The following is a 20,391-nucleotide window of genomic DNA, read 5'->3' on the forward strand; positions in this document are numbered from 1 at the left end:
TCGTCCAGCAAAATCCGCCGCGTCTCGCGCCCGTTGATCCGCCACAGGCCGGCTGCGCGACCGGCACCGGCACGCGAGCACAAGCAGCACGATCACGCGGCCGACGGCGAGCCGGCCATCGTATAGACGTTCGTGAGCATCAGCGGCGCGATCACGGCGTCGATCCCCGTTGCCCGAATCCGCGCCGGCATTTCGCCGCATCGATGGATTCGCCGCGTGATGTGCGGTTTAATGCTAGGCAACACCAGCATTAAGGGACATGAAATGCTCGATCTCGACGACCTTCGACTCGTTCGCGCGATCGGCGCGTCGCGTTCATTGGCCGCTGCGGCGCGCCTGCTCGACCTCACGCCGCCCGCGGTCACGATTCGCCTGCAGCGGATGGAGGCGCGATTGAGCGCACGGCTCGCCGTGCGGCAGTCGCAAGGGATCGCGTTGACCGACGAGGGGCAACGGCTGTACCAGGAAGCCGTCGATATTCTCGAGCGCGTGGAGGCGCTGCCGGTCAGCATCTCGGGCGACCACGGCGACGTGCAAGGCACGCTGCGCGTCGTCGCCCCGTTCGGCTTCGGGCGCAAGTACGTCGCGCGGATCGTGCGCGACGTGCAACGCGCGCATCCGAAGCTGGAAATTTCGCTCCACCTGTCGGAGAGCCCGTTGACGAGCGCATCGGCGGCAGACGTGGTCGTGCACGTCGGCAGCCTCAAGTCGTCGTCGTGGATCGGCTATCCGCTCGCGCCCAACGAACGCTTCCTGTGTGCGAGCCCCGGCTACGCGCGTCGCATCAAGGAGCTGAATCATCCTTCCGACCTCGCCCGATACGACTGCCTGTGCCTGCGCGAGAACGACGAGGACATTCCGCGATGGCGCTTCTCGCCAAGCGGCGACGGTCAACGCGAGTCCCGACGGTCCACCGTGATCCGCGTCACGGGTGCGCTGTCCTCCAACGACGGCACCGTCATCACCGATTGGGCATTGGCCGGGCTCGGGATCGTGGAACGCTCGGAATGGGACGTCGCCCCGCTGCTGGCGAACGGCAAGCTCGTCCGGTTGCTGCCCGACTGGAGCCTGCCGCCCGCGCCGGTGACGGCGCTGTTGCCGTCGCGCACCGGCCGCTCCGCGCGGCAACGGGTTTTTCTCGAAGCTGCGCGGCAGTTCCTCGATCCGCCGCCGTGGCGTGGCAAGGCATGAGCCGCACCGCGGCCCGCGCGATTCAGCCGATTAAACGATGCTTAATGATGGATTAGTCACGCGTTAAACATGGCGACCGTCAGTTGCCCTACAGTGTTCGCGTCAGCAACACTCCGAGGCAACGCATCGTGGACATTCAAACCCTCAACACCCCGGCCGCATTGATCGATGTCGACCGCATGCGTCGCAACATCGACCGCATGCAGGCGCATCTGGACGCACTCGGCGTCAGGTTCCGGCCGCACGTCAAGACCACGAAATGCCGGCAAGTCGTCGACGCGCAAATCGCTGCGGGCGCGCAAGGCGTCACGGTGTCGACGCTCAAGGAAGCCGAGCAGTTCTTCGCGGGCGGCGTCCGGGACATCGTCTATGCGGTCGGCATGGTGCCCGCGAAACTGGGCCAGGCGCTTGCGCTGCGCCGGCAGGGTTGCGACCTGAAGATCGTCGCCGACAGCCTGCAGGCCGCGCACGCCATCGCCGAATTCGGGCGCGGGCACGGCGAGCGCTTCGAAGTCTGGATCGAGGTCGACGTCGACGGCCATCGCTCGGGCGTCCCGCCCGAAGGCGACCTGCTGATCGACGTGGGCCGCGCACTGGTCGACGGCGGGATGATGCTGGGCGGGGTGCTCGCTCACGCGGGCTCCAGCTACGACTACAACACGCGGGACGCGCTGGTGGCGATCGCCGAACAGGAGCGCAGCCGCACCGTGCGGGCCGCGGAGCGCCTCAGGGCCGCCGGGTTGCCCTGCCCGGTCGTCAGTATCGGTTCGACGCCCACCGCCCTGTCCGCGGCAAACCTCGACGGCGTCACCGAGGTTCGCGCCGGCGTGTATGTGCTGTTCGACCTCGTCATGCACAACATCGGCGTGTGCGAGCTGTCCGAGATCGCGCTGTCGGTGCTGACCACCGTCATCGGACACCAGGAAGAGAAAGGCTGGGCAATCGTCGACGCGGGCTGGATGGCAATGAGCCGCGACCGCGGCACGCAGCGACAGGCGCACGATTTCGGCTACGGGCAGGTCTGCACCGAAGACGGCGACGTGCTCGGCGACTACGTCGTGAGCGCAGCGAACCAGGAGCACGGCATCGTGTCGCGCGCGGGCTCGCCCGACACGGGCATCGCGCAGCGGTTTCCGATCGGAACGCGCCTGCGCATCCTGCCGAATCATGCGTGCGCCACCGGCGCGCAACATCCCGAATATCAGGCTATCGGCGAAGACGGCACCGCAGACGCGTGGCCGCGCTTCTACGGGTGGTGAACGAACCCCGCATTCGCGACATCCGCCCGCGCATTGACTATTTATCTAAATCTGGACACAATTTCAACATTCCCGATTCGCCTTGCGGCGGAAAGCCCGATCCGACATGCCGACAGACGCCCGACTCCTTCTTCTCGACCGCGATACCGTCGAGCCCGCCCTTCGGGCCGAGCAAGTGATGGCCGCGGTGCGGGAAGCCTTTGTGCTGCACAGCCAAAGGGCCGGACGCGTGTTCCCGGTGGTCCGCGAGAAGTTGCACACCGGCGGCGTATTCGGCATCAAGTCGGGCGACGTCGCGAGCCAGGATCTGCTCGGGTTCAAGGCGGCCGGATTCTGGCCCGGCAACCGGGCCCGCGGCGGCGAGCCGCATCAGGCAACCGTCGCGCTGTTCGATCCGGCCACCGGCCGCCCGCTCTGCATCATGGACGGCAATGCGATCACCACCGCACGGACCGGTGCCGCAGGCGGCCTCGGGCTGCAACTGCTGGCCCGCCGCGACAGCACGCGGATCTGCGTGTTCGGCACGGGCGTGCAGGCGCGCGTCCAGCTCGAATACGCGCTCAGGCTGCTGCCGCAACGTTGCACGGTGCAGTATGTGAACGTCGGCGGCGAGCCGGACCCGGTGTTCGAATCGGCATTCCGCGAACGATGCGCGATCCGCGTCGCTCGCGACCGGAACCACGCGGTGGCCGACAGCGATGTGGTCATCACGGCAACGCCAGGCGGTGGTGCGTTGTTCGATGCGGATGCGGTTCAGCCAGGTACCCACCTGACCTGTGTGGGCGCCGACACGGTGGGCAAACGCGAACTTCCGGCCGGCGTGCTGCAACGCGCGCGCATTTTCGTCGACGACCACGATCAGGCGCGCAGCATCGGCGAGTGTCAGTGGGCGCCGGATCTGCCGCGCACCGAAATCGGCGACCTGCTCGCCGGAACGGCGTCGATCGACCGCTCGCCGAGCGACATCACCGTATTCGACATGACCGGACTCGCGCTCCAGGATCTGACTGTCGCGCGTTTCCTGTATGAGCAGGCCGCCGAGAACGGAACCGGAATCTCCGTTCCGTGGCCGTGGTAATCGACCTCCGCCCCTTCAATCATCATGCGCCTCGCCAAGGTATCCGCCCTCTCGTTCGACCTCGACGACACCCTGTGGCCGTTCGGGCCGTCCGTCGAACGCGCCGAAGCGACACTTCGCGCGTGGCTGATCGAGCACGCGCCCGATACCGCGAGCGTGCTGCCCACGCAACAGGCACTGAGCGATCTACGTGAGGAATACGAACGTTTGTGTCCTGACCTCGTCAGCGACTATCGTGCGTTGAGAATCGGATCGATCAGGCTTGCGCTGGAACGCGCAAACGAAGATGTCGCGCTTACCGAACGTGCGTACGAAGTCTTCTATGCCGCCCGGAACCGGGTCGAGTTCTATGAAGACGCGTTGCCGGCACTGGCATGGCTGAGCGCGCGGTTTCCGTTGATCGCAGTGACCAACGGCAACGCGGACCTCCGGCTGACCGGCGGCGGCGAATTCTTTCGGGAAACGCTCAGCGCGCGTGCGTTCGGGATCGCGAAGCCGGAACCCGAAATATTCCATGCGGCGGCGGAGGCGCTCGACGTGCGTCCGGCGGAATTGCTGCATGTGGGGGACGACTTCCACCTCGATGTCGTCGGTGCATTGAATGCGGGGCTTCAGGCGGCATGGGTGGTTCGCGACCAACAGCCGGAAGTGGAACGCGATCCGCAGCATGCCGCGACGCCGCACCTCACGCTCCGCGACCTGTCGATGCTGTGTCGCGCGCTCGGCGGACCTGTCGAAGTGTCGTGATCGCATGCGCGATCCGCTGCTGCGCCTTCGACCACGCCCGACTCGCCCAGCAGTTCGCGCGCGATTCGGTAGCCCATTAAACCAAGCGGATCGATCCAGGTCATTGGATCCGGCGCATATATAAGGACGTTGACTCGACCAGCCAACCCAATCGAATCCATCGATACGAACCGTCTACTATTAGGATCGCAGTACTGATACTGGTTGTGATGCAGCCCCGCCCCCGTGCCTTAAACGCAGGAAACGACTGCTACTTGCGCGCCAACACTTCTCTAAGCCTCCTTATCTCGGAAACCAACAGCGGTATATCTTGCCTAGCATGGGCAATAAAATCTTGATCTGCGACGGCTGCACCACTTAACTCGATATCGTCACTGCGAGCCCATTCTGGACCGGTCATGATGAAATTTGAACCACTTTCATGATCTCTTCCTTCAACATAAGATACCCACGGCCCAAGCGTAGCTGCCTTGCAGCGAGCCTCGATTTCCTCTAGTTGTTCATCGTTCATATTCGGCCTACTTTCCTGCGCTAGGATTGCGGACAGTCGGTGTCATAAGCGCTTCCGCTTGTTCCGCAGTTATTCCCGATAGGGTCGCATGATTTTGGTTTCTATAAGTTGGCGATGCAACTACGTCACCGTCTGCGGCCCTGCCTTGAGTTGTGTAGCTTCCTCTGGAGACACCGTCGTGACATTTACAGGAACCGCAGAGACGCCAGCCTTCATTACTACAACCGCTTGACCTCGGTCAGATTAGCAGGACAAGAAATCTGCCCCCGCATCTCTGATGTCTTCGTCAGAACCATCCAGAGCACGCCTTGCAAATTTAATCATCAAATCTCGATCCAGCTCACAACACAATTCTAGTAAGCAGCGATACTCTTCATAACCACCATTAGCCAGCACTCCATCAATTTCCGCCTCGATATTTTTCATCACCCAATCACGCGGCAACTCCAATATCAAATTTCCGCACTCCTCCGTAAAACCATTTACATAGCTTGACATTGAGATCAACTGCTTAAAAAATACGACTCTCTCCGACTCAGGATAGCTCGACACCACATCGATGGCCATAGCCCTTTCCTCTGGCACGGAAAAGGCTCTCTGAACAAAAGAAACAGCGGATGTTTTTTTACAAACCCACCTCTCAATTTCACGCATATCTTGAAAGCCCCTTTAAGCCTCTCCCACGATTCATTTTCTTTATATTTCATAATTGCTTCTTCCCAGCCTTAATCCAAGGCAGATTTTTGAATTTCTCGAAAAATGTCTGTCCCGACATTCGCTTAGAAGGACAGACTGTATGATGAGTTGCGGCATGCGCCCCGCCAACGTCCTTGCCATCCGCGACGACCTCTATCCCATCTGGGAGTTCCGATCCAATTGGAAGCTTGTGATAAGTACCACTGATATGTGCCTTATTGACATTACCAAATGTCGACGCTCCTCCTTCAGTAGTCGGCCCCACCATTCCAGCTGCGTCGGCAATCAAGTCTGCGTTTAGTCCCGGTTTTGTGTTAACGCCCTGGATTCTAGGTTCGCGCGGACCACTGGCTTTGCCAAATGCATATAAGTCGCATGTGGTCTTAGCCAAGCCCAGCGGATCAATCCACCCGACCGGGTTCGGCGCGTATCGATAGACGTTGATCCCGCCTGCGAGCCCAATCGGGTCCTTGGACACGAAGCGCCCACTGCCCGGATCATAGTACCAATACCGGTTGTAATGCAGCCCCGTCTACTTGCCGCTACCCTCGACCTCTCACCGTTCAGCCGTCGCAATCTACTGCTGCGACGCAGATTGCATTTCGCGTCATAGTGGTATTGCGCGGTGAACGACACGCCGTTGAGCCTTGTGTATCAAGGCAATTCAACTTCGCGCGACGGTTGGCAAGTGTCGATCGGGTCACACGCCGTACACGTACCATTACGGGTTCACGTGAGCCAGTGCTAACAGGCCGGTCGAAGGCGAACGTCTCCATTCGTAGAACGGCCTCACTCCTTCCGCACACGAGCCTTCTCATGCCACCCACGAGGATTCATACTCGTAACAGTAAAGAATTGAATATACGCTCACATCCTCACCGCCAAATAGAATTTTCTTGCTCAAAGCAGCGTGAGGCGTAAAAATGAATCCCGCCTCGCGCATATATTTAAGCATAGAAAATCTGAAATCTCTTGAAGGCAAATCTTCTTCCGGCAACGATGGACTGCCGTCTGGCAGAACTTTCGACAGATAAAAATACGGACCGACGAAAGATACTTGCATAACAGCCTTTTCTTTCCCTTTCTTGATAACAAAGGAATAGCTGACATCGGTATTAGGCTCCGTGTCTTCCGAAAATTGATAATTCTCTTTTATAAAATTCAGCATTTCTGGATACTTCTGCTCCCCAAACCACCGACGAGAAAAGAAGTACTCAGGGCGCTCAAAGCTACCATAAGCCTCAATCACATATCGCAAAAACCTCTCCCAATCGAAGTTGGATTTAGGGGGCTTCTGGTCCTTTGGGATGTCCATGAATTTTCCCTGCATTGTCTTGGTGAACACGCACTGAAGTTTGAGTACCTCCGTTAGGGCCAAATCCTACCGGATTCTTAAAATCGTGATCTCGAACATTTGGACGTCCGGGAACAGGGATTCCTTGATTCCAAGCATCACCCGTATATTGAACTGCATCAGTCCAATCACAAAAACATGATGTCGCCTTACCTTGTTTTACGCGATTATCATACTGTGGCTCACCTAAGACGTGTCCCGCTTGTTTTTGTTGTGAGATGTGCGGAGGCACACGAGGCCGCTTCTTCTGCAAGCCAAGTGGATCAATCCAGCCAACCGGGTTCGGCGCGTACTAGAAGACGTTAATCCCACCAACCAGCCCGATCGGGTCTTTACTGATGAACCGGCCACTGTTCGGATCATAGTACCGATACCGGTTGTAATGCAGCCCCGTCTCTTCATCGTGATACTGCCCCGGAAACCGAATCGAATTCGTCGCCTCATTCCGCTCCGGCGTCTCCCGCCAGACCGTCTTCTCCCCACCCCACGCCCGATACCGCCCCAGCCACACCACCTTCCCCGCGTCATCCACCAGTTCCTGCGGCGTCCCCAGATGATCGTTCTGGTAAAACAGCGTCGCATGCCGCGTCTTCGCCGGCACCTGCACGAACCGCCCGTCCGTGCCCGTCGCAATGAATGCTGCCTCCACCAGCGCCTCGTCCAGCCGCGCCAGCGGCTCGAACGTCCCCGGTTCATGCAGGTAGATCGACGCCCCTCGCCACTGAGGCCGCTCCCCGAACGTATGCATCCGCTGCGCCACCGGCAACGCATACGCATCAGCCGGATCCTCCCGCACCACATGCGTCGGACGATGCATCACCGGTTCGCGCTCGCCCGGCTGCGGCGGCGGGATATGGAACCGCTCCTCCAGCAGCAGCACATCGCCGTCCCACGTGAACACCGTCCGGTCGAGGCTGCCGTCCCGCTGCTCCACCTCCTTCAGCGTCCGACGGCCGATCATGGTTGACGCCAATCTTAAACGTCACGGAACGGTTCATCACAATGCAGCACAAGCGCGACATGGACCGTTACGGACGGAAAGCCCTCTACGACGAGAGCCACTGCGAGCCGCTGGACCTGTGGCTCAGCGGCTGGCCCACGATGAAGGCTTCCATGCCGGCCAGAAGCTCTGCGTTCACGTTGAACATGGCAAGCTCATCATCACCGCCACCTGAACGCCGAGCTTCAACTAATCACACCAACAATAAGGGCCGCTCAAGCGGCCCTTATTCCTTATCGCAACCAATCGACAACGAGCGCCAGTAGTTCATTCAGATTACCAGGACCACCGTATCCGACGAATTCCGTTTCGGTCGCCTTCACCGTTATCCAATTTTCTTCATCGCGCTCTGCATTCATATCGGCAGGCTTCCTCCCTGACGCACCACTTACCTTAACCCTCCAGCCCGGGTTGTCAATATTGGTAATCTCAACGCCATAAGAGTGCTCCCAAACATCATCGCATTGGGAGGTATACCAGTTTTGCAAAGCATCAATCGGATCACTCATTTGCACAGCCCCTTTCGTCTCGCCAGTTCCCTTGCAACTCGAACGTCTTGTTTAGTCGCAGCCCTTGTAACCTCCGTCTTTTTCGATGTCGTCACCCGGCCGTTTGGTCCAACGTTAATTGTACGAGTCTGAACATGAGGTGTCGGAATATCTGTTCCCGTAGCCTTATCGAAATGCGATGCCCCTTGCAGATCAATGTGGCCTTGTGTTGTGGGTGTAGAGAACGTTACCGAATTTTGGTTGATCTGTTTGGAAAGTTCTTGGGCCATCTCAGTTGAATCTTTCGGACCCTGAGACGCGTAATCGTTGCAGCTAGGTAAGCATTTAGGACGTTGCGTCGAAAGCCCTAACGGGTCGATCCAGCTTATTGGGTTCGGCGCGTACTGATAGACATTGATCCCACCCGCCAGCCCGATCGGGTCCTTCGATATGAACCGTCCACTGCCCGGATCATAGTACCGATGCCGGTTGTAGTGCAGCCCCGTCTCTTCATCACAATACTGCCCCGGAAACCGAATCGGGTTGCTCGCCTCATTCCGCTCCGGCGTCTCCCGCCAGACCCTCTTCTCCCCGCCCCACGCCCGATACCGCCCCAGCCACACCACCTTCCCCGCCTCATCCACCAGTTCCTGCGGTGTCCCCAGATGATCGTTCTGGTAAAACAGCGTCGCATGCCGTGTCTTCGCCGGCACCTGCACGAACCGCCCGTCCGTGCCCGTCGCAATGAATGCCGCCTCAACCAGCGTCTCGTCCAGCCGCGCCAGCGGCTCGAACGTCCCCGGTTCATGCAGGTAGATCGACGCCCCTCGCCACTGAGGCCGCTCCCCGAACGTATGCATCCGCTGCGCCACCGGCAACGAATACTCATCAGCCGGATCCTCCCGCACCACATTCGTCGGACGATGCATCACCGGCTCACGCTCGCCCGGCTGCGGCGGCGGGATATGGAACCGCTCCTCCAGCAGCAGCACATCGCCGTCCCACGTGAACACCGTCCGGTCGATGCTGCCGTCCCGCTGCTCCACCTCCTTCAGCGTCCGACGGCCGAACGCGTCGTACGCGAAGCTCACGCGCAACTCCGGCCGCACTGTCCCCGAAATGGAAACCACACCACCCTGCTTCGTCTCGATCCGATCGACCTCATCCGCCGCCGGTGGCTTCGCATAACGATCGGCCCGTTCGAGCCGGTGCGCCGCGTCGTATTTGTACAGCCACGTCGCCCCGACCCGCTCCACCTTCCGTACCAGGTTCCCGTGTGCGTCATGCGTGTAGCGCGTGCGATTCAGTTCCGTCAGCACGTTCCCCACGCACTTCGGCAGCGCCCGCGTCCAGTTGATCAGCGCCCCCAGTTCGTCCGACAACCGCTTGCGCCGCTCGAGCTGCGCCGGCGTCATCCGCTCGCCCGGGTGCGCTTCCGACCACGCGCGATCCTCCGCGATGACCCGCGGCACCCGCGCCGTCAGCGCCTCGAGCGTTTCCTCGCTCGGGCGCGGCGGGATCTTCTCCGGATCCACCGGATTGCCCGCCGGATCGAACGCGAACACTTCCTTCAGGTCCGGCGTCGTCGCCTTCAGCAAGCGCCCCGTCGGGTCGTATGTGTAGTCCGTCGCCCCGCGCGTACGATCCTCGATGCGCGTGAGCTGCCCCGCCGCGTCGTACCGGAGTTCACGTCCGGCGATCCAGTCGGACGGCCGCGCGTTCGCATCGTGACGCACGATCATCCGTTTGAGCCGACCGGCCGGATCGTATTCGCGCGTCTGTTCGAAGCGGCGATGCCGCCGCACGGTCTCGCGATGCAACTTGTCGCGCTCGAAGTCCACGAGCGGCTGGCCGTCCAGCAGCACGCCATGCAGGTGACCCGACCCATAGCGCAGCCAGTCGATCGTGCGCGTGTTCGGCAGTTGCGTGCGAATCCGGTTGCCGAGCGCGTCGTATTCGTGCCGGGTGACCGACGTGTACTCGCCGCGGATATCCGGGCGGATTGTCTGTTCCTCGGCGATCAGGTTGTCGGCGTCGTCGTAGTGCAGCCGTACGAGGCTGCCGTGCCCGTGCGCGGTCGTCAGCCGGCCGCGGGCGTCGTAGTAGAAGCGCTCGGTCACCTGGCCGCGACCACCCTCCCCCCTCGTCTCGCGCCGCGTCAGCCGCCCAAGCGGGTCGCGCGTGTAGGTCGTCGCGATGTCGCCTTGCTGTGAGCCTGTCAGTTGCCCCGCGTCGTCCCACGCGTAACGGGTCGTGCTGCCGTCGAAATCCGTCTGTTCGACCAGCCGCCCAAGCCGGTCGTAGGCAAACCGCGTCTGGTCCCCGTTCTCGTTGGTCAGCCGCTGCAGCCGCCACTGCCGATCGTATGCATACGCCAGTTCCCGGCCCGCCGCATCCTTGCGCCAGGTCGGTTGCCGACGTGCGTTGAACATGTATTCGGTGACCTGGCCCGCCCCGTCGCGGTAGGTCCGCAGGTTGCCTTCGCCGTCCCACGTGAAGTGCTCTTCGATCCCGTCCGGATGCGTGATGCCGGCGATCTGGCCGCGCGCGTCGCAGCGGTAAAGCGTGACGTGGCCTTCGGCGTCGGTGACACGCGACAGGTGGCCACGCTCGTCGTAGCCGTAGCTCGTCGCGTGGCCGGAGCAGTCGGTCGCCTCGGCCAGTCGTCCCGCGTGGTCATGGCGGAAGCGTTTCACGCCGCCCTTCGGATCGGTCAGCGACAGCAACTCGCCCTGGACACCCCATGCATAGCGGGTCACGCGCCCGGCCGCGTCCGTCGTCGAGACCGGCCGGCCGAGCGGGTCGTAGGCCGTTTGCGTAGCGCGGCCGTCCGGGGTCGTGACGGCGACGGGCAGTCCGCTCTCGTCGTAGTCGGTGCGCGTGGTGTTGCCGAGTGCGTCCGTTTCGGCCGTGAGACGCCCGTGCGCGTCATAAGCAAAGCGTTGCGTGTGGCCCAGTGCGTTCTTCGACCCGACCAGACGGTTCTGTTCGTCCCATTCGTACGATTCGGTCGAACCGTCCGCGTGTTCGACCAGCACGATCCGGTTGTGGTAATCGTAGCGGTGGATCGTCGCATTGCCGTCCGCATCGGTGACCTTCGTGTACCAGTGTTCGCGGTGGTACTCGAAGGTCGTGTCGTCCTCGACAGGCTGGCCTTCGTTGCCGTACCACGTGCGCACGCATCGCGCGTCGGCCGGCGCCGGCACGCCTTCGCGTCGACCCGGCCAGTCCCACGCGAGGTTCGCGGGATGACCGTTGAAATCCGTATAGCGCGTGAGCAGGTGCTGCTCGTACGCATACGTGCGCCGGAATCCGAGCATGTCGGTGTGCCCGGTCAGGTCGCCTGCGACGCCGTACGTGTAGCGCGCCAGGGCCTCGTTGGCGAGACCCGCCACGCCATCGCGGTAGATCGCCGAGACGCGGCCATCGACGTAATCGATGCGGATCGCGTTCCCCGCGCCGTCGCCGATCGTGACGAGCTCGCCGGCTGCGTTGTAGAGGAAGCGCAGGCCGAGACCGTCGCGGTGGGTACGGGAGATGAGCCGATAGCGGGCCTGCGTCGCCGTACCGTGCAGTTCATAGCGTTCGTGCGAGCCGTCGGGGTACGCCAGCAGTACATGCCGTCCATCCGGACGCGTCACGGTGAACTGCTCGGTCTGCACCTCGACCGATTCCCCGATACCGACCGGCGGCAGCGGCACCGCGCGGCTATCCGGGTCGAAGAATGTCAGCACGCCGTCCCGCTCTTGCAACGACAGGTGATATGCACTGCTCCAGCGCGCCCCGAGCGGGCTCGCGTCGTAACCCGCGAGGCTCGACCGGTAACGTCGGGTCCACACGATCGGCACGACGCCATCGAGCACGAAGTCCGTCTGCTCGAGGTTCTCGTCGCCCATCGCGTAGTTGACCGGCTTGTTGCTGCCCGTCTTCGGGCACCCGCAGCCGTCCTTTGCCGGCAGCGGACTCGGCTCTGCGCCTTTCTGCGTCGAATCGCGGTGCTCGCCCGGCTTCCGGTGCGGCTCGCGCATCGTGCCCGGTGCGGCCTGCGCCACATGCGACGGCATCTTGCGCGCCTTGCGGGCCGTGATCTCCGCGGTGATCTGCGCAGCCATGAACAGCAGGCTGCCGGCCTCCTCCACGTTGCCGAACGCGCTATCCAGCATCGGCCCCGTGTTGCGATCGAACTCGTCCAGCCATGCGACGATCGCGTCGCGCTGCCCCGACACCTTGAGCAACTGGTCGATGCCGATCAGCGCGATCTCTTCCGACGACGGCACCCATGACAGGAAGCCCGTGTTCTTCCTGACCCGCCCCATCTGTTCGGCAGTCGACACGGGATCGAGCACGAAGCGCCGCACCGTGCGCGACGCATCGCGCACGCCTTGAACGATGCTGTCCTTCCACTTCCGCAGATGCGTATCGAGTTCGGCCATGAACGCGAGCACGTCGCCGCCGGCCGTCGCCCAGAACAGGTCGACCAGCACCGCAGCGCCCGCACCCTTCGCGAACGCGAGCAGCACTTCCTTGACGACCGCGCGTGCCGGGCGCGTGGCGTTACCCGCAGCCGGCACGACTCCGATCGCGTCGATCGCGAGAATCCCCCAATTGAGTACCTTCTTCGTGCCACCCGGTTCGCTGCAGATCCGGTAGATGTCGATGCCGACGTCGTACAGCGACATCGCGTTGCCGACGAACGGCACCATGTACAGGCACTGCACGAAGATCTCGAGGCCGTGGTTCCTGACCGATTCGGTGCCGGCGGCAACCAGCTTCGGCGATGTTCCCGGCGCGGGAACCGGACTGACGATGACACGCCGCGCTTCGGCGTTTTGCTGAAGCGCCTGAGGAATCCGGCGCTGAGGAGTGGAAGGGGCTGCAGTTCCGGTCATAAGTTGTTATCTGTTTCGAACGGGAAGCGGACGCGACGCGCGAATCAGCGCGACACGGTGGTTTTGACGAGGCCGGGCGCAACATCCGGTTTCGCTGCAGTGGCGCGATTGGCGGTGGCATTCGCAACCGGCTGGCCGGCCATGTCGAGTGCGGATCGAGCGAGCGCGGGGACGTTGCCTTGCGCGCCGCTTGCCGCGATGCCCGACGCCGCCGCCTGGACGGAAACCGCGGACTGCAGCGCCTGCATGACTGTTCCGGCTGCCGGTATTGCCGACGCCATCGCCGCCCCGACGAGACTGGGCACCGCCTGACCGGCATCGCCACTCGCTGCCGAAAATTCCGGCACTCCGTTCGGGTCGCCCCATCTGCGCGCGGCATCCTGAAGATCGTGGTCTTCCTCGCGATACTCGACCGTGCCGCCGCCGCGCGGCGCATTCGCTACCGTGCCCCGGCCGTTGGTATCCAGCCGCCCGTCGCGCCACGACCCGTCCGGAAACGTCACGCGATACGGCGCGTTCCTGACCGGCTCGCCATTCGGATACGCATGCCAAAGCTGCATGCCGGTTTGCTCCTGTTCGGGCATCAGCGGCAGCGCCTGCCGTCGCGTCGCGGACGGCCCGACGCGCAGCGGCCCATTCAACTGGATCTCGCCCGCGCTGCCGATCTCCACGAGCCCGCCGTCGAGCTTGATATAGGCCCCGCCGCACATCAGCGTCAGCGCCTTCTGTGCATTCAGCGTCACGGTGTCCGACGTGCTCGCGATCGTCACGCCCTTCAGCGCCGTGAGTTCGAGCGCATCCGCTTGCGCCTGCACGTCGACCTTGCCCGCGCCCGCGTACAGCTTCATTCCCTGCGCGTTCGCATACATCGACACCGCGTTTCCGGCCGCGACCGTATAGTTGCCGCCGATCGCCGCATCCGCATTGCCGCCCGTTGTCGTGAACAGATGTCCGCCGGCCGCCAGCTGCATGTGCTCGCCACTGGCGATCGCGACGCCGTGCGGCGCGGATGCGAGCAGCACCGCCGCTTCGAGATCCTTGATCCGCGATTCGAGCAATGCCTGCTGCGCATCGCACGCGGCCACCGTCGCCCGGGCCTTCTCGACCGCGTCGGCCAGACTGCGCATGCGTGACCGGGCCGCGTCGAGCTGCTGGCGGGCCGCCGTCATGTCGAAAGCCTTTCCGCGTGCATTCGACTGGACGTCGGCCGTCAGGAACAGCCCCTTGCCGGCACGCACGACACCACGCTCGTCGGTTCGGACCTCGAACCCTTCGCCGCGCGTCTCCTTCCGGTTGTCGACGAGATGCCCGAGATTGACCTGTGTCTTGCCGCCATAGTCCGTCGACAGCTTGATGCCTTCTCGTCCCTTCCGGTCCTCGAAACGAAGCTTGTTGTTCGCTCGCGTGCGGATCACATTGCGTGTATTGAAGCCGTCCCGGCTCGTCACCAGGTCGACCGCCTGACTGTCGTGATGCGCATGCGCGATATACGGCCGGTTCGGATTCCCGCCGGCAAATGCAATGGCCACCTCGGTATCGGCCAGCAGCGGAAAGTGAAAACCCGTCTGATTGCTGCCCGCGAACGGCTTGGCAAGCCGAAGCGGCACGCATTCGCCGCCGGCCGGCCACGCGTCGAAATCGAAATCGAATCGCACCGTGTAGTGGCCGCCGCTCGTCAGATGCGCATACGGCGATGCGTCGGGCGTCGTGACGCGCGCCGACAGCGTGCCCGCGATCGTCGGCCACCGTCGCTCGTCGAACTTCAGGCGGAACGGCCGGCCGCACGGAATCGCCTTGAACGTGTTGATGTACGACGCATCGCGCCCGCCTGCGTGACGCACGGAAACGATGACGATCCCGTGCGGCGCATCGGCCGGCCGCTCGTCGAGCTTCGCGACGAGCCCCGGCGCGAAATCCACCACCGAACTCCGCCCGGAATACACGACCTGCCAGGCAACCGCGGCCTCGTGACGCAGTTGCGCTTCACATCGGGCTTCGTCGCCGTCCAGATGATGCGTGCCGAACACGTAACGCCGCCCCCACGTGGTCGGATCGTCGCGAGCGATATTCGCTTCGGCATTGAAGCGGTCGTAGGCCTTTTCGGGGTTGTAATCGGCGACCCTGACCGACTGCGGAATGGTTTCGCTCAGCGACTCGAGCGACAGCACGGCCTCGTGGCCCGTTTCGAGACCGCTCGCCTCGCGGTACGGAATAACGACATCCGGACGATACGTATAGGCATCGACGTCATCGCCGAAATGCAGTTCGTCGCCATGCTGTCCCGCGCGGAAGAAGCAGAACAGGCCCGCCTGCTCCATCAGCAGGCGGACGTAGTCCCAGTCGGACATCCGGTATTGCATACGGAATGCGAGACGCGGATAGGCGCGCCGCAGCTTGAACGAAAACTGGTGGGAGCGGAATTCGTGCCGCCTCAGGATCGACTCGACGATCTCCGGCACGGACTGCTGCTGATAGATGCGCGACGCCTCGGTCAAACGCAGGCGCGCGACGAACGGTTCGACGACGATGCGATACGACACGAAATCGCGCGTCTTGCGTATCTGTCCGAATGCCGTGATACAGCCGGCGAAGGTGCGGACGGCATCGGCGCCGCCGCCGATTCCCGCCGGCTCGATCGTGAAGGTCGCGGGGCGATTGAGATAGTCGGTGCGCGCGAGCGAATCCGGGCTCGTCAGCGTCAGTTCGATTCTGTAGGGCTCGCCGAATTGCTCGTCGAGCACGAACGACATGATCGACAGATCCTGCGTCCGAGGCGCGCCCGGCACCTCCAGGAAATACGACTGACGACCGGTTATCCACTGCGCGAACGCGCCTCGTATTCCTCGTTCTTGAGCCATGCTTTTCCCTCAGCAACCGTCTTTTTTCTCGGAAGCTGAAGGGATAACGGATGGCTGCATTCGAGTCCAGCGAACGGCAACGGTTTGAAACAATGTTCGTGGTCGATCACGCCGTTTGGCATGACCGACCACCGTTTCACGCCGCCTTGCGCGCCTCCGCGATCCGCTGCGGCGCCTTCGGCCGCGCATACAGCCGGTCGAGATACGCCCGCAGTTGCGGAAACGGTTCGATCAGGTTGCATTCGCTGGCCCAGTCGATCAGGTAGGCCGTCACGCAATCGGCCACCGTCAGCGTATCGCCGACGATGAACTCGCGCCCTTCGAGATGCTTGTCGAGGATCGCGGCCATCGTCCCGAAATCCTCGCGCGCCAGTTCGATGTCGGCCGGCGAGCGCTTCTCCGGCGGATAAAGGAACGTGTGCCGCGTGATCCGCCACAGCGGCTGTTCAAGCTCCGTCACCGCGAACATGACCCACCGATAGGCCTGCGCGCGCTGCGCCGGATCGACCGGCAGCAATGCCTTCTCCGGGAACTTGTCCGCGAGATACAGCACGATCGCGGCCGACTCGGGAATCACGCGGTCGCCGTCCACCAGCACCGGCACCTTGCCGGCCGGATTGATGCGCAGGAATTCGGGCCGCTTGTGCTCGCCCGCAAGCAGGTTGACCGACACGAACTCGAAATCCGCATCCAGTTCCTTCAGCCCCCACAGCGCGCGTTGCGAGCGGGTGCCGGCAAATCCGTAAAGCTTCATCGCCAGTCTCCATCCAGAATGTCGGGAAAATTTCGGCATGCCGGCCACCGCGCATCGACGCAACGCGACGCGCTGCGACCGACATCGTTCACGCGCCGGGAATCGGCAGCACCGGCATCACGTCGATCTTCTCGCCCGGGAAAATCGTGAAATGCGGATGGCCTTCGAACATCGCGGCCGCCGCGTCGTGCGAAGCAGCACGCACGACCGAAAACGCGCCCATCGCGTTGGCCGTGTCCTGCACGCCGCCTGCGTCGACGGTCTTGGTCTTGCCGAGCGGCCCGCCCAGCTCGACGACTGCGTCGCGATGGCGTTCGACCCACGCCTTCCATGCGGCGATGCCCGCCTCTTCCTTCGCGCGCCGCTCCTGGTCCGACAGCGCGACCCACGCCTTCATCGCCGGGCTGTCCTTGCTGCCGAGGAATACGGCGAGATACAACTGCTGTTGAGCACTCATGCTTTCTCCTCCGGTGACGGGCGCGGCGGGCTGCCGCGCCTCGACCTTGACAAGATAGGTTGATATCAACATAATTGCAACATGGCACGAAAAGAAAAGCTCCCTTTCGAAACGACGCTGATGGTGCGCGATTGCTGCCTGTGCCTGCACATGCAGCGCGCGGCGCGCAATCTTGCGCGCATCTTCGACGATGTGCTGCGCCCGCTGGATCTCACCAACGGCCAGTTTTCGCTGCTGATGTCGTTGAACCGGCCGCAACCGGCCCCGATGAAATCGGTCGCGTCGCTGCTCGCGATGGATCGCACCACGCTGACTGCCGCGCTCAAGCCGCTCGAGCGGCGCGGGCTCGTCACGATCGCGCAGGATCCGGACGACGGGCGCAGCCGCCTGCTCGAACTGACGCCGGCCGGCCAGGACCTGCTGGCCGAAGCGTTTCCGCTGTGGCAGCAGACGCATGCCGACATCGAACGGCAATTCGCGCCAGGGGAAGTCGATCTGTTGCGCGGCCAGTTGCGCACGCTGTCGCAGGAGCCGGCTGTGCGCGGCTGAACGGGCGCGCGGATCGCAGCAGTGGGCGGGCTTACTTCCTGCCCTTCTTCGGCAGCAGCAGTTGCGCGAATTCCTGCAGGAAGTGCACGGGCCCATGCTCGTGCAGCGCACGCCCGCTGCTCAGCGCACCGTCGATGACGGTCGCGAGCCGCAGCGCGAAGGTTTCCGGTTCGTCGATCCGCATCGCGCTCGCCAGCTCCGTCAACCGGCGCCGCAGTTCCTGCTTGTGCGCGACGGCGACCTTGCGGGCCGGATGGTTGTCGTCCGCATATTCGGCGGCGATGTTGATCTGCGGGCAACCTCGATAGCCGGGGCGCGCAATGCGCTCGCCGAGCCATTGAAGCTGCGCGTCCAGTTCCTCGCGCGGCGTGCGTTTGTACTGCTGCGCCACCGCATCCCAATGCGCCCAGAAATCGGCGTCCTCGCGCAGCAGGAACGCCTCGATCAGGTCGTCCTTCGTCGTGAAGTGACGATAGAGGCTCGTCTTCGCAACGCCCGCCCGCGCGACGATCAGGTCCACGCCGACCGCGCGCGTGCCTTCCCGGTAGAACAGCTCGCTGGCCGTTTGCAGAATGCGTTCGCGCGTGTCGAGCGCGCCCCCTTGTGTATCCGTTCCCTTTTTCATCCAAGCTCGGCCGTCCAGGCCGCCCGTACCGCAACAGTGGACCGATCATAGCACCGCGAGGTTGACGACGCTACAGGTCTGTACTATAAAACAGACCGTTCTGTATCGGAGTGGATCATGGACGATCGAACGACGGTTGCGGTCTATGGCGCCACGGGTCACACCGGGCGGTTTGTCGTCGCCGAACTGGCCCGGCGCGGCGTTGGCGCGATCCGCATCGGCCGCGATGCCGCGCGGCTCGCGGAAAGCGGCACAAGCGACGCTGCGCCTTCGCACGTCGCGGCGATCGACGATCCGGCCGCGCTCGACGCCGCGTTGCGCGGTGCGGATGCCGTGATCAACTGCGCGGGCCCATACCTCGATACCGCGCTGCCGCTGGCCGATGCCGCACTGCGGGCCGGCATCCCCTATCTCGACCTGACTGCCGAACAGCCGTCGGTGCTGGCGCTGGCCGAACAGGTCGATGCACGTGCGCGCGCCGCAGGCGTGACCGTCGTTCCCGCCGCGGCGTTCTACGGCGGCCTGGCCGACCTGCTCGTCACGGCCGTCGTCGACCAGCGCATGCCGATCGATCGCGTCGATATCGCAACCGGCCTCGATAGCTGGCACCCGACGCGCGGCACGCGCGTGACGGGCGAACGCAATCGCGCGGTGCGGCTCGTCCAGAAGGACGGCAAGCCGACGCCGGTGCCATCGACTACGCGCGAACGCGTGTGGCCGTTCCCGGCGCCGATCGGTAGCGTCGACGTGACGCTGCTGCCGTTTTCGGAAGTGATGACACTGTCGCGTCATCTGCGCATCGATACGATCGAATCGTGGCTCGCGACGCTCGCGCTGCGCGACGTGCGCGATGCCGCCACGCCGCCGCCCGTGCCGACCGATGCGCTGGGCCGCTCGGCGCAGCAGTTCGCGATGGACGCGATCGTCGTGCAGGGCGGCACGACGCATCGCGTCACGGCGTCGGGGCGCGACATCTACGCGGTCAGCGCGCCGATCATCGTCGAGGCGGCCGTGCGCCTGATGACCGGCAAGTCCGTCGTTTCAGGTGGCGTGCGCAGCCTCGGAGAATTGTTCGACGCGCGCGATTTCCTCGCGGCGCTCGATACGGTGGCAGTATCGTTCGGCACGACAACCGATCCGGTTTTCACAAGGAGGAACGAGCATGAGCAGCAATGAGAAAGGCGCGTATTTCCGGTCGCTTCACCGCGCGGGCCAGCCGCTGGCGCTGTTCAACGTGTGGGACGCCGGCAGTGCGCGCACGACGGCCGACGCGGGTGCGGTCGCGCTGGCGACCGGGAGCTGGTCGGTGGCAGCGGCGAATGGATTCGGCGACGGCGAGCAGATGCCGCGCACGCTCGTGATGGAAGTGCTCGAGCGGATCGCGCGTGCGACGGACCTGCCCGTCACCGTCGATCTCGAAAGCGGGTACGGCGAGCGTCTGGAAGATGTCGCCGAAACGGTTGCGCTCAGCATCGAGGCCGGCGCGGTCGGCTGCAACCTCGAAGACAGTTTTCCGGCGACGGGCGAATTGCGTGACGTCGAAGAAGCGGCAGCGCGTCTCGCGGCGGCACGGCAGGCGGCCGATCGCGCGGGCGCCGACTACTTCATCAACGCGCGTACCGACGTGTTCTTCACAGCGCCCGCCGATACGCACGACGAACGCCTGCTCGACGCCACGCTGGCCCGCGCACGCGCTTATGCGGCAGCCGGCGCCGACGGCCTGTTCGTGCCGGGCCTGCGCTCGCCGGCGCTCATTCGCCAGTTGACGGCCGCATCGCCGCTGCCGGTGAACGTGATGCGCGTCTCGGACACGCCGACGCTCGCCGAACTCGCCGAATACGGCGTGGCCCGCATCAGCCACGGGCCGTATCCGTATCTGCAGGCGATGAACACGCTGGCGGCGATGGTCAAGCAAGGCGGCTAGCGGATTCGCGG

Annotated in this window: 17 protein-coding genes and 1 pseudogene; 7 read left to right on the forward strand and 11 right to left on the reverse strand. The window is 63.5% G+C overall.

What is annotated here, in order from left to right; genetic code table 11:
- Positions 1 to 231: 231 nt before the first annotated feature.
- From ABD05_RS18825 to ABD05_RS18840, 4 genes are all read left to right on the forward strand, one after another.
- Positions 232 to 1,191, forward strand: a complete 960-nt coding sequence (locus tag ABD05_RS18825) for a LysR substrate-binding domain-containing protein (RefSeq protein WP_047901666.1) — start codon at positions 232 to 234, stop codon at positions 1,189 to 1,191.
- 179 nt (positions 1,192 to 1,370) lie between these two features.
- A complete protein-coding gene (locus ABD05_RS18830; protein WP_420796371.1) occupies positions 1,371 to 2,450 on the forward strand; it encodes a DSD1 family PLP-dependent enzyme in 1,080 nt (359 codons plus the stop codon).
- 106 nt (positions 2,451 to 2,556) lie between these two features.
- Positions 2,557 to 3,528: an ornithine cyclodeaminase family protein gene (locus tag ABD05_RS18835; protein WP_047901668.1), complete on the forward strand. Its 972-nt coding sequence runs from the start codon at positions 2,557 to 2,559 to the stop codon at positions 3,526 to 3,528.
- Between the two features lie 24 nt (positions 3,529 to 3,552).
- On the forward strand, positions 3,553 to 4,275 hold the full coding sequence (locus ABD05_RS18840; RefSeq protein ID WP_047901669.1) for an HAD family hydrolase: 723 nt from the start codon (positions 3,553 to 3,555) through the stop codon (positions 4,273 to 4,275).
- Between the two features lie 250 nt (positions 4,276 to 4,525).
- On the opposite strand, the gene ABD05_RS36375 is transcribed toward ABD05_RS18840, so the two are convergent.
- The 10 genes and pseudogenes from ABD05_RS36375 to ABD05_RS18875 all read right to left on the reverse strand — a co-directional run bounded on the left by ABD05_RS36375 (position 4,526) and on the right by ABD05_RS18875 (position 17,282).
- On the reverse strand, positions 4,526 to 4,786 hold the full coding sequence (locus tag ABD05_RS36375) for a hypothetical protein (RefSeq protein ID WP_082146161.1): 261 nt from the start codon (positions 4,784 to 4,786) through the stop codon (positions 4,526 to 4,528).
- A gap of 243 nt (positions 4,787 to 5,029) precedes the next feature.
- On the reverse strand, positions 5,030 to 5,353 hold the full coding sequence (locus ABD05_RS18845; RefSeq protein ID WP_047901670.1) for a hypothetical protein: 324 nt from the start codon (positions 5,351 to 5,353) through the stop codon (positions 5,030 to 5,032).
- Positions 5,354 to 5,861: 508 nt separating this feature from the next.
- Positions 5,862 to 6,014, reverse strand: a pseudogene (locus ABD05_RS39545) (RHS repeat-associated core domain-containing protein); the annotation flags it as partial.
- A 282-nt stretch (positions 6,015 to 6,296) separates the two neighbouring features.
- Positions 6,297 to 6,797 carry a hypothetical protein gene (locus ABD05_RS18850; RefSeq protein ID WP_141685076.1) on the reverse strand — a complete coding sequence of 167 codons (501 nt, stop codon included), beginning with the start codon at positions 6,795 to 6,797 and terminating at the stop codon, positions 6,297 to 6,299.
- A gap of 331 nt (positions 6,798 to 7,128) precedes the next feature.
- Complete coding sequence (locus tag ABD05_RS39310) at positions 7,129 to 7,797, reverse strand: RHS repeat-associated core domain-containing protein (protein WP_047901672.1); 669 nt, start codon at positions 7,795 to 7,797, stop codon at positions 7,129 to 7,131.
- Positions 7,798 to 8,069: 272 nt separating this feature from the next.
- Positions 8,070 to 8,345, reverse strand: a complete 276-nt coding sequence (locus ABD05_RS36385; RefSeq protein ID WP_082146267.1) for an immunity 53 family protein — start codon at positions 8,343 to 8,345, stop codon at positions 8,070 to 8,072.
- Positions 8,342 to 13,213 (reverse strand): RHS repeat-associated core domain-containing protein, encoded by a 4,872-nt coding sequence (locus ABD05_RS18860; protein WP_238594164.1) that lies wholly within the window; start codon positions 13,211 to 13,213, stop codon positions 8,342 to 8,344. The genes ABD05_RS36385 and ABD05_RS18860 overlap by 4 nt, the downstream gene beginning before the upstream one ends.
- A gap of 44 nt (positions 13,214 to 13,257) precedes the next feature.
- Complete coding sequence (locus tag ABD05_RS18865; protein ID WP_047901673.1) at positions 13,258 to 16,071, reverse strand: type VI secretion system Vgr family protein; 2,814 nt, start codon at positions 16,069 to 16,071, stop codon at positions 13,258 to 13,260.
- Between the two features lie 136 nt (positions 16,072 to 16,207).
- Positions 16,208 to 16,825 (reverse strand): glutathione S-transferase family protein, encoded by a 618-nt coding sequence (locus tag ABD05_RS18870; RefSeq protein WP_047901674.1) that lies wholly within the window; start codon positions 16,823 to 16,825, stop codon positions 16,208 to 16,210.
- 88 nt (positions 16,826 to 16,913) lie between these two features.
- Positions 16,914 to 17,282, reverse strand: coding sequence for a YciI family protein (locus ABD05_RS18875; RefSeq protein ID WP_047901675.1), 369 nt, complete (start codon positions 17,280 to 17,282; stop codon positions 16,914 to 16,916).
- Between the two features lie 81 nt (positions 17,283 to 17,363).
- On the opposite strand from ABD05_RS18875, the gene ABD05_RS18880 reads away from it, so the two are divergent.
- Positions 17,364 to 17,831, forward strand: coding sequence for a MarR family winged helix-turn-helix transcriptional regulator (locus tag ABD05_RS18880; protein ID WP_047901676.1), 468 nt, complete (start codon positions 17,364 to 17,366; stop codon positions 17,829 to 17,831).
- Positions 17,832 to 17,862: 31 nt separating this feature from the next.
- Here ABD05_RS18880 and ABD05_RS18885 read toward each other — a convergent pair whose 3' ends face one another.
- A complete protein-coding gene (locus ABD05_RS18885; protein WP_047901677.1) occupies positions 17,863 to 18,456 on the reverse strand; it encodes a TetR/AcrR family transcriptional regulator in 594 nt (197 codons plus the stop codon).
- A gap of 117 nt (positions 18,457 to 18,573) precedes the next feature.
- On the opposite strand from ABD05_RS18885, the gene ABD05_RS18890 reads away from it, so the two are divergent.
- Together ABD05_RS18890 and ABD05_RS18895 are read left to right on the forward strand one after the other, a co-directional pair.
- Positions 18,574 to 19,632: a saccharopine dehydrogenase family protein gene (locus ABD05_RS18890; RefSeq protein WP_047901678.1), complete on the forward strand. Its 1,059-nt coding sequence runs from the start codon at positions 18,574 to 18,576 to the stop codon at positions 19,630 to 19,632.
- Positions 19,619 to 20,380, forward strand: a complete 762-nt coding sequence (locus ABD05_RS18895) for an isocitrate lyase/PEP mutase family protein (protein WP_047901679.1) — start codon at positions 19,619 to 19,621, stop codon at positions 20,378 to 20,380. Before ABD05_RS18890 ends, ABD05_RS18895 begins: the two co-directional genes overlap by 14 nt.
- Positions 20,381 to 20,391 lie beyond the last annotated feature (11 nt).

The sequence above is a fragment of the Burkholderia pyrrocinia genome, from assembly GCF_001028665.1.
Taxonomy (GTDB): domain Bacteria; phylum Pseudomonadota; class Gammaproteobacteria; order Burkholderiales; family Burkholderiaceae; genus Burkholderia; species Burkholderia pyrrocinia.

What these genes read in the sequence shown, in the direction of transcription:
- ABD05_RS18860 (WP_238594164.1), bottom strand. Translation starts at nt 13,213, where the DNA reads ATGACCGGAACTGCAGCCCCTTCCACTCCTCAGCGCCGGATTCCTCAG.
- ABD05_RS18870 (WP_047901674.1), bottom strand. Translation starts at nt 16,825, where the DNA reads ATGAAGCTTTACGGATTTGCCGGCACCCGCTCGCAACGCGCGCTGTGG.
- ABD05_RS18895 (WP_047901679.1), top strand. Translation starts at nt 19,619, where the DNA reads ATGAGCAGCAATGAGAAAGGCGCGTATTTCCGGTCGCTTCACCGCGCG.
- ABD05_RS36385 (WP_082146267.1), bottom strand. Translation starts at nt 8,345, where the DNA reads ATGAGTGATCCGATTGATGCTTTGCAAAACTGGTATACCTCCCAATGC.
- ABD05_RS18830 (WP_420796371.1), top strand. Translation starts at nt 1,371, where the DNA reads ATGCGTCGCAACATCGACCGCATGCAGGCGCATCTGGACGCACTCGGC.
- ABD05_RS36375 (WP_082146161.1), bottom strand. Translation starts at nt 4,786, where the DNA reads ATGAACGATGAACAACTAGAGGAAATCGAGGCTCGCTGCAAGGCAGCT.
- ABD05_RS18835 (WP_047901668.1), top strand. Translation starts at nt 2,557, where the DNA reads ATGCCGACAGACGCCCGACTCCTTCTTCTCGACCGCGATACCGTCGAG.
- ABD05_RS18840 (WP_047901669.1), top strand. Translation starts at nt 3,553, where the DNA reads ATGCGCCTCGCCAAGGTATCCGCCCTCTCGTTCGACCTCGACGACACC.
- ABD05_RS18890 (WP_047901678.1), top strand. Translation starts at nt 18,574, where the DNA reads ATGGACGATCGAACGACGGTTGCGGTCTATGGCGCCACGGGTCACACC.
- ABD05_RS18875 (WP_047901675.1), bottom strand. Translation starts at nt 17,282, where the DNA reads ATGAGTGCTCAACAGCAGTTGTATCTCGCCGTATTCCTCGGCAGCAAG.
- ABD05_RS18885 (WP_047901677.1), bottom strand. Translation starts at nt 18,456, where the DNA reads ATGAAAAAGGGAACGGATACACAAGGGGGCGCGCTCGACACGCGCGAA.
- ABD05_RS18850 (WP_141685076.1), bottom strand. Translation starts at nt 6,797, where the DNA reads ATGGACATCCCAAAGGACCAGAAGCCCCCTAAATCCAACTTCGATTGG.
- ABD05_RS18865 (WP_047901673.1), bottom strand. Translation starts at nt 16,071, where the DNA reads ATGGCTCAAGAACGAGGAATACGAGGCGCGTTCGCGCAGTGGATAACC.
- ABD05_RS18825 (WP_047901666.1), top strand. Translation starts at nt 232, where the DNA reads ATGCTAGGCAACACCAGCATTAAGGGACATGAAATGCTCGATCTCGAC.
- ABD05_RS18845 (WP_047901670.1), bottom strand. Translation starts at nt 5,353, where the DNA reads ATGGCCATCGATGTGGTGTCGAGCTATCCTGAGTCGGAGAGAGTCGTA.
- ABD05_RS18880 (WP_047901676.1), top strand. Translation starts at nt 17,364, where the DNA reads ATGGCACGAAAAGAAAAGCTCCCTTTCGAAACGACGCTGATGGTGCGC.
- ABD05_RS39310 (WP_047901672.1), bottom strand. Translation starts at nt 7,797, where the DNA reads ATGATCGGCCGTCGGACGCTGAAGGAGGTGGAGCAGCGGGACGGCAGC.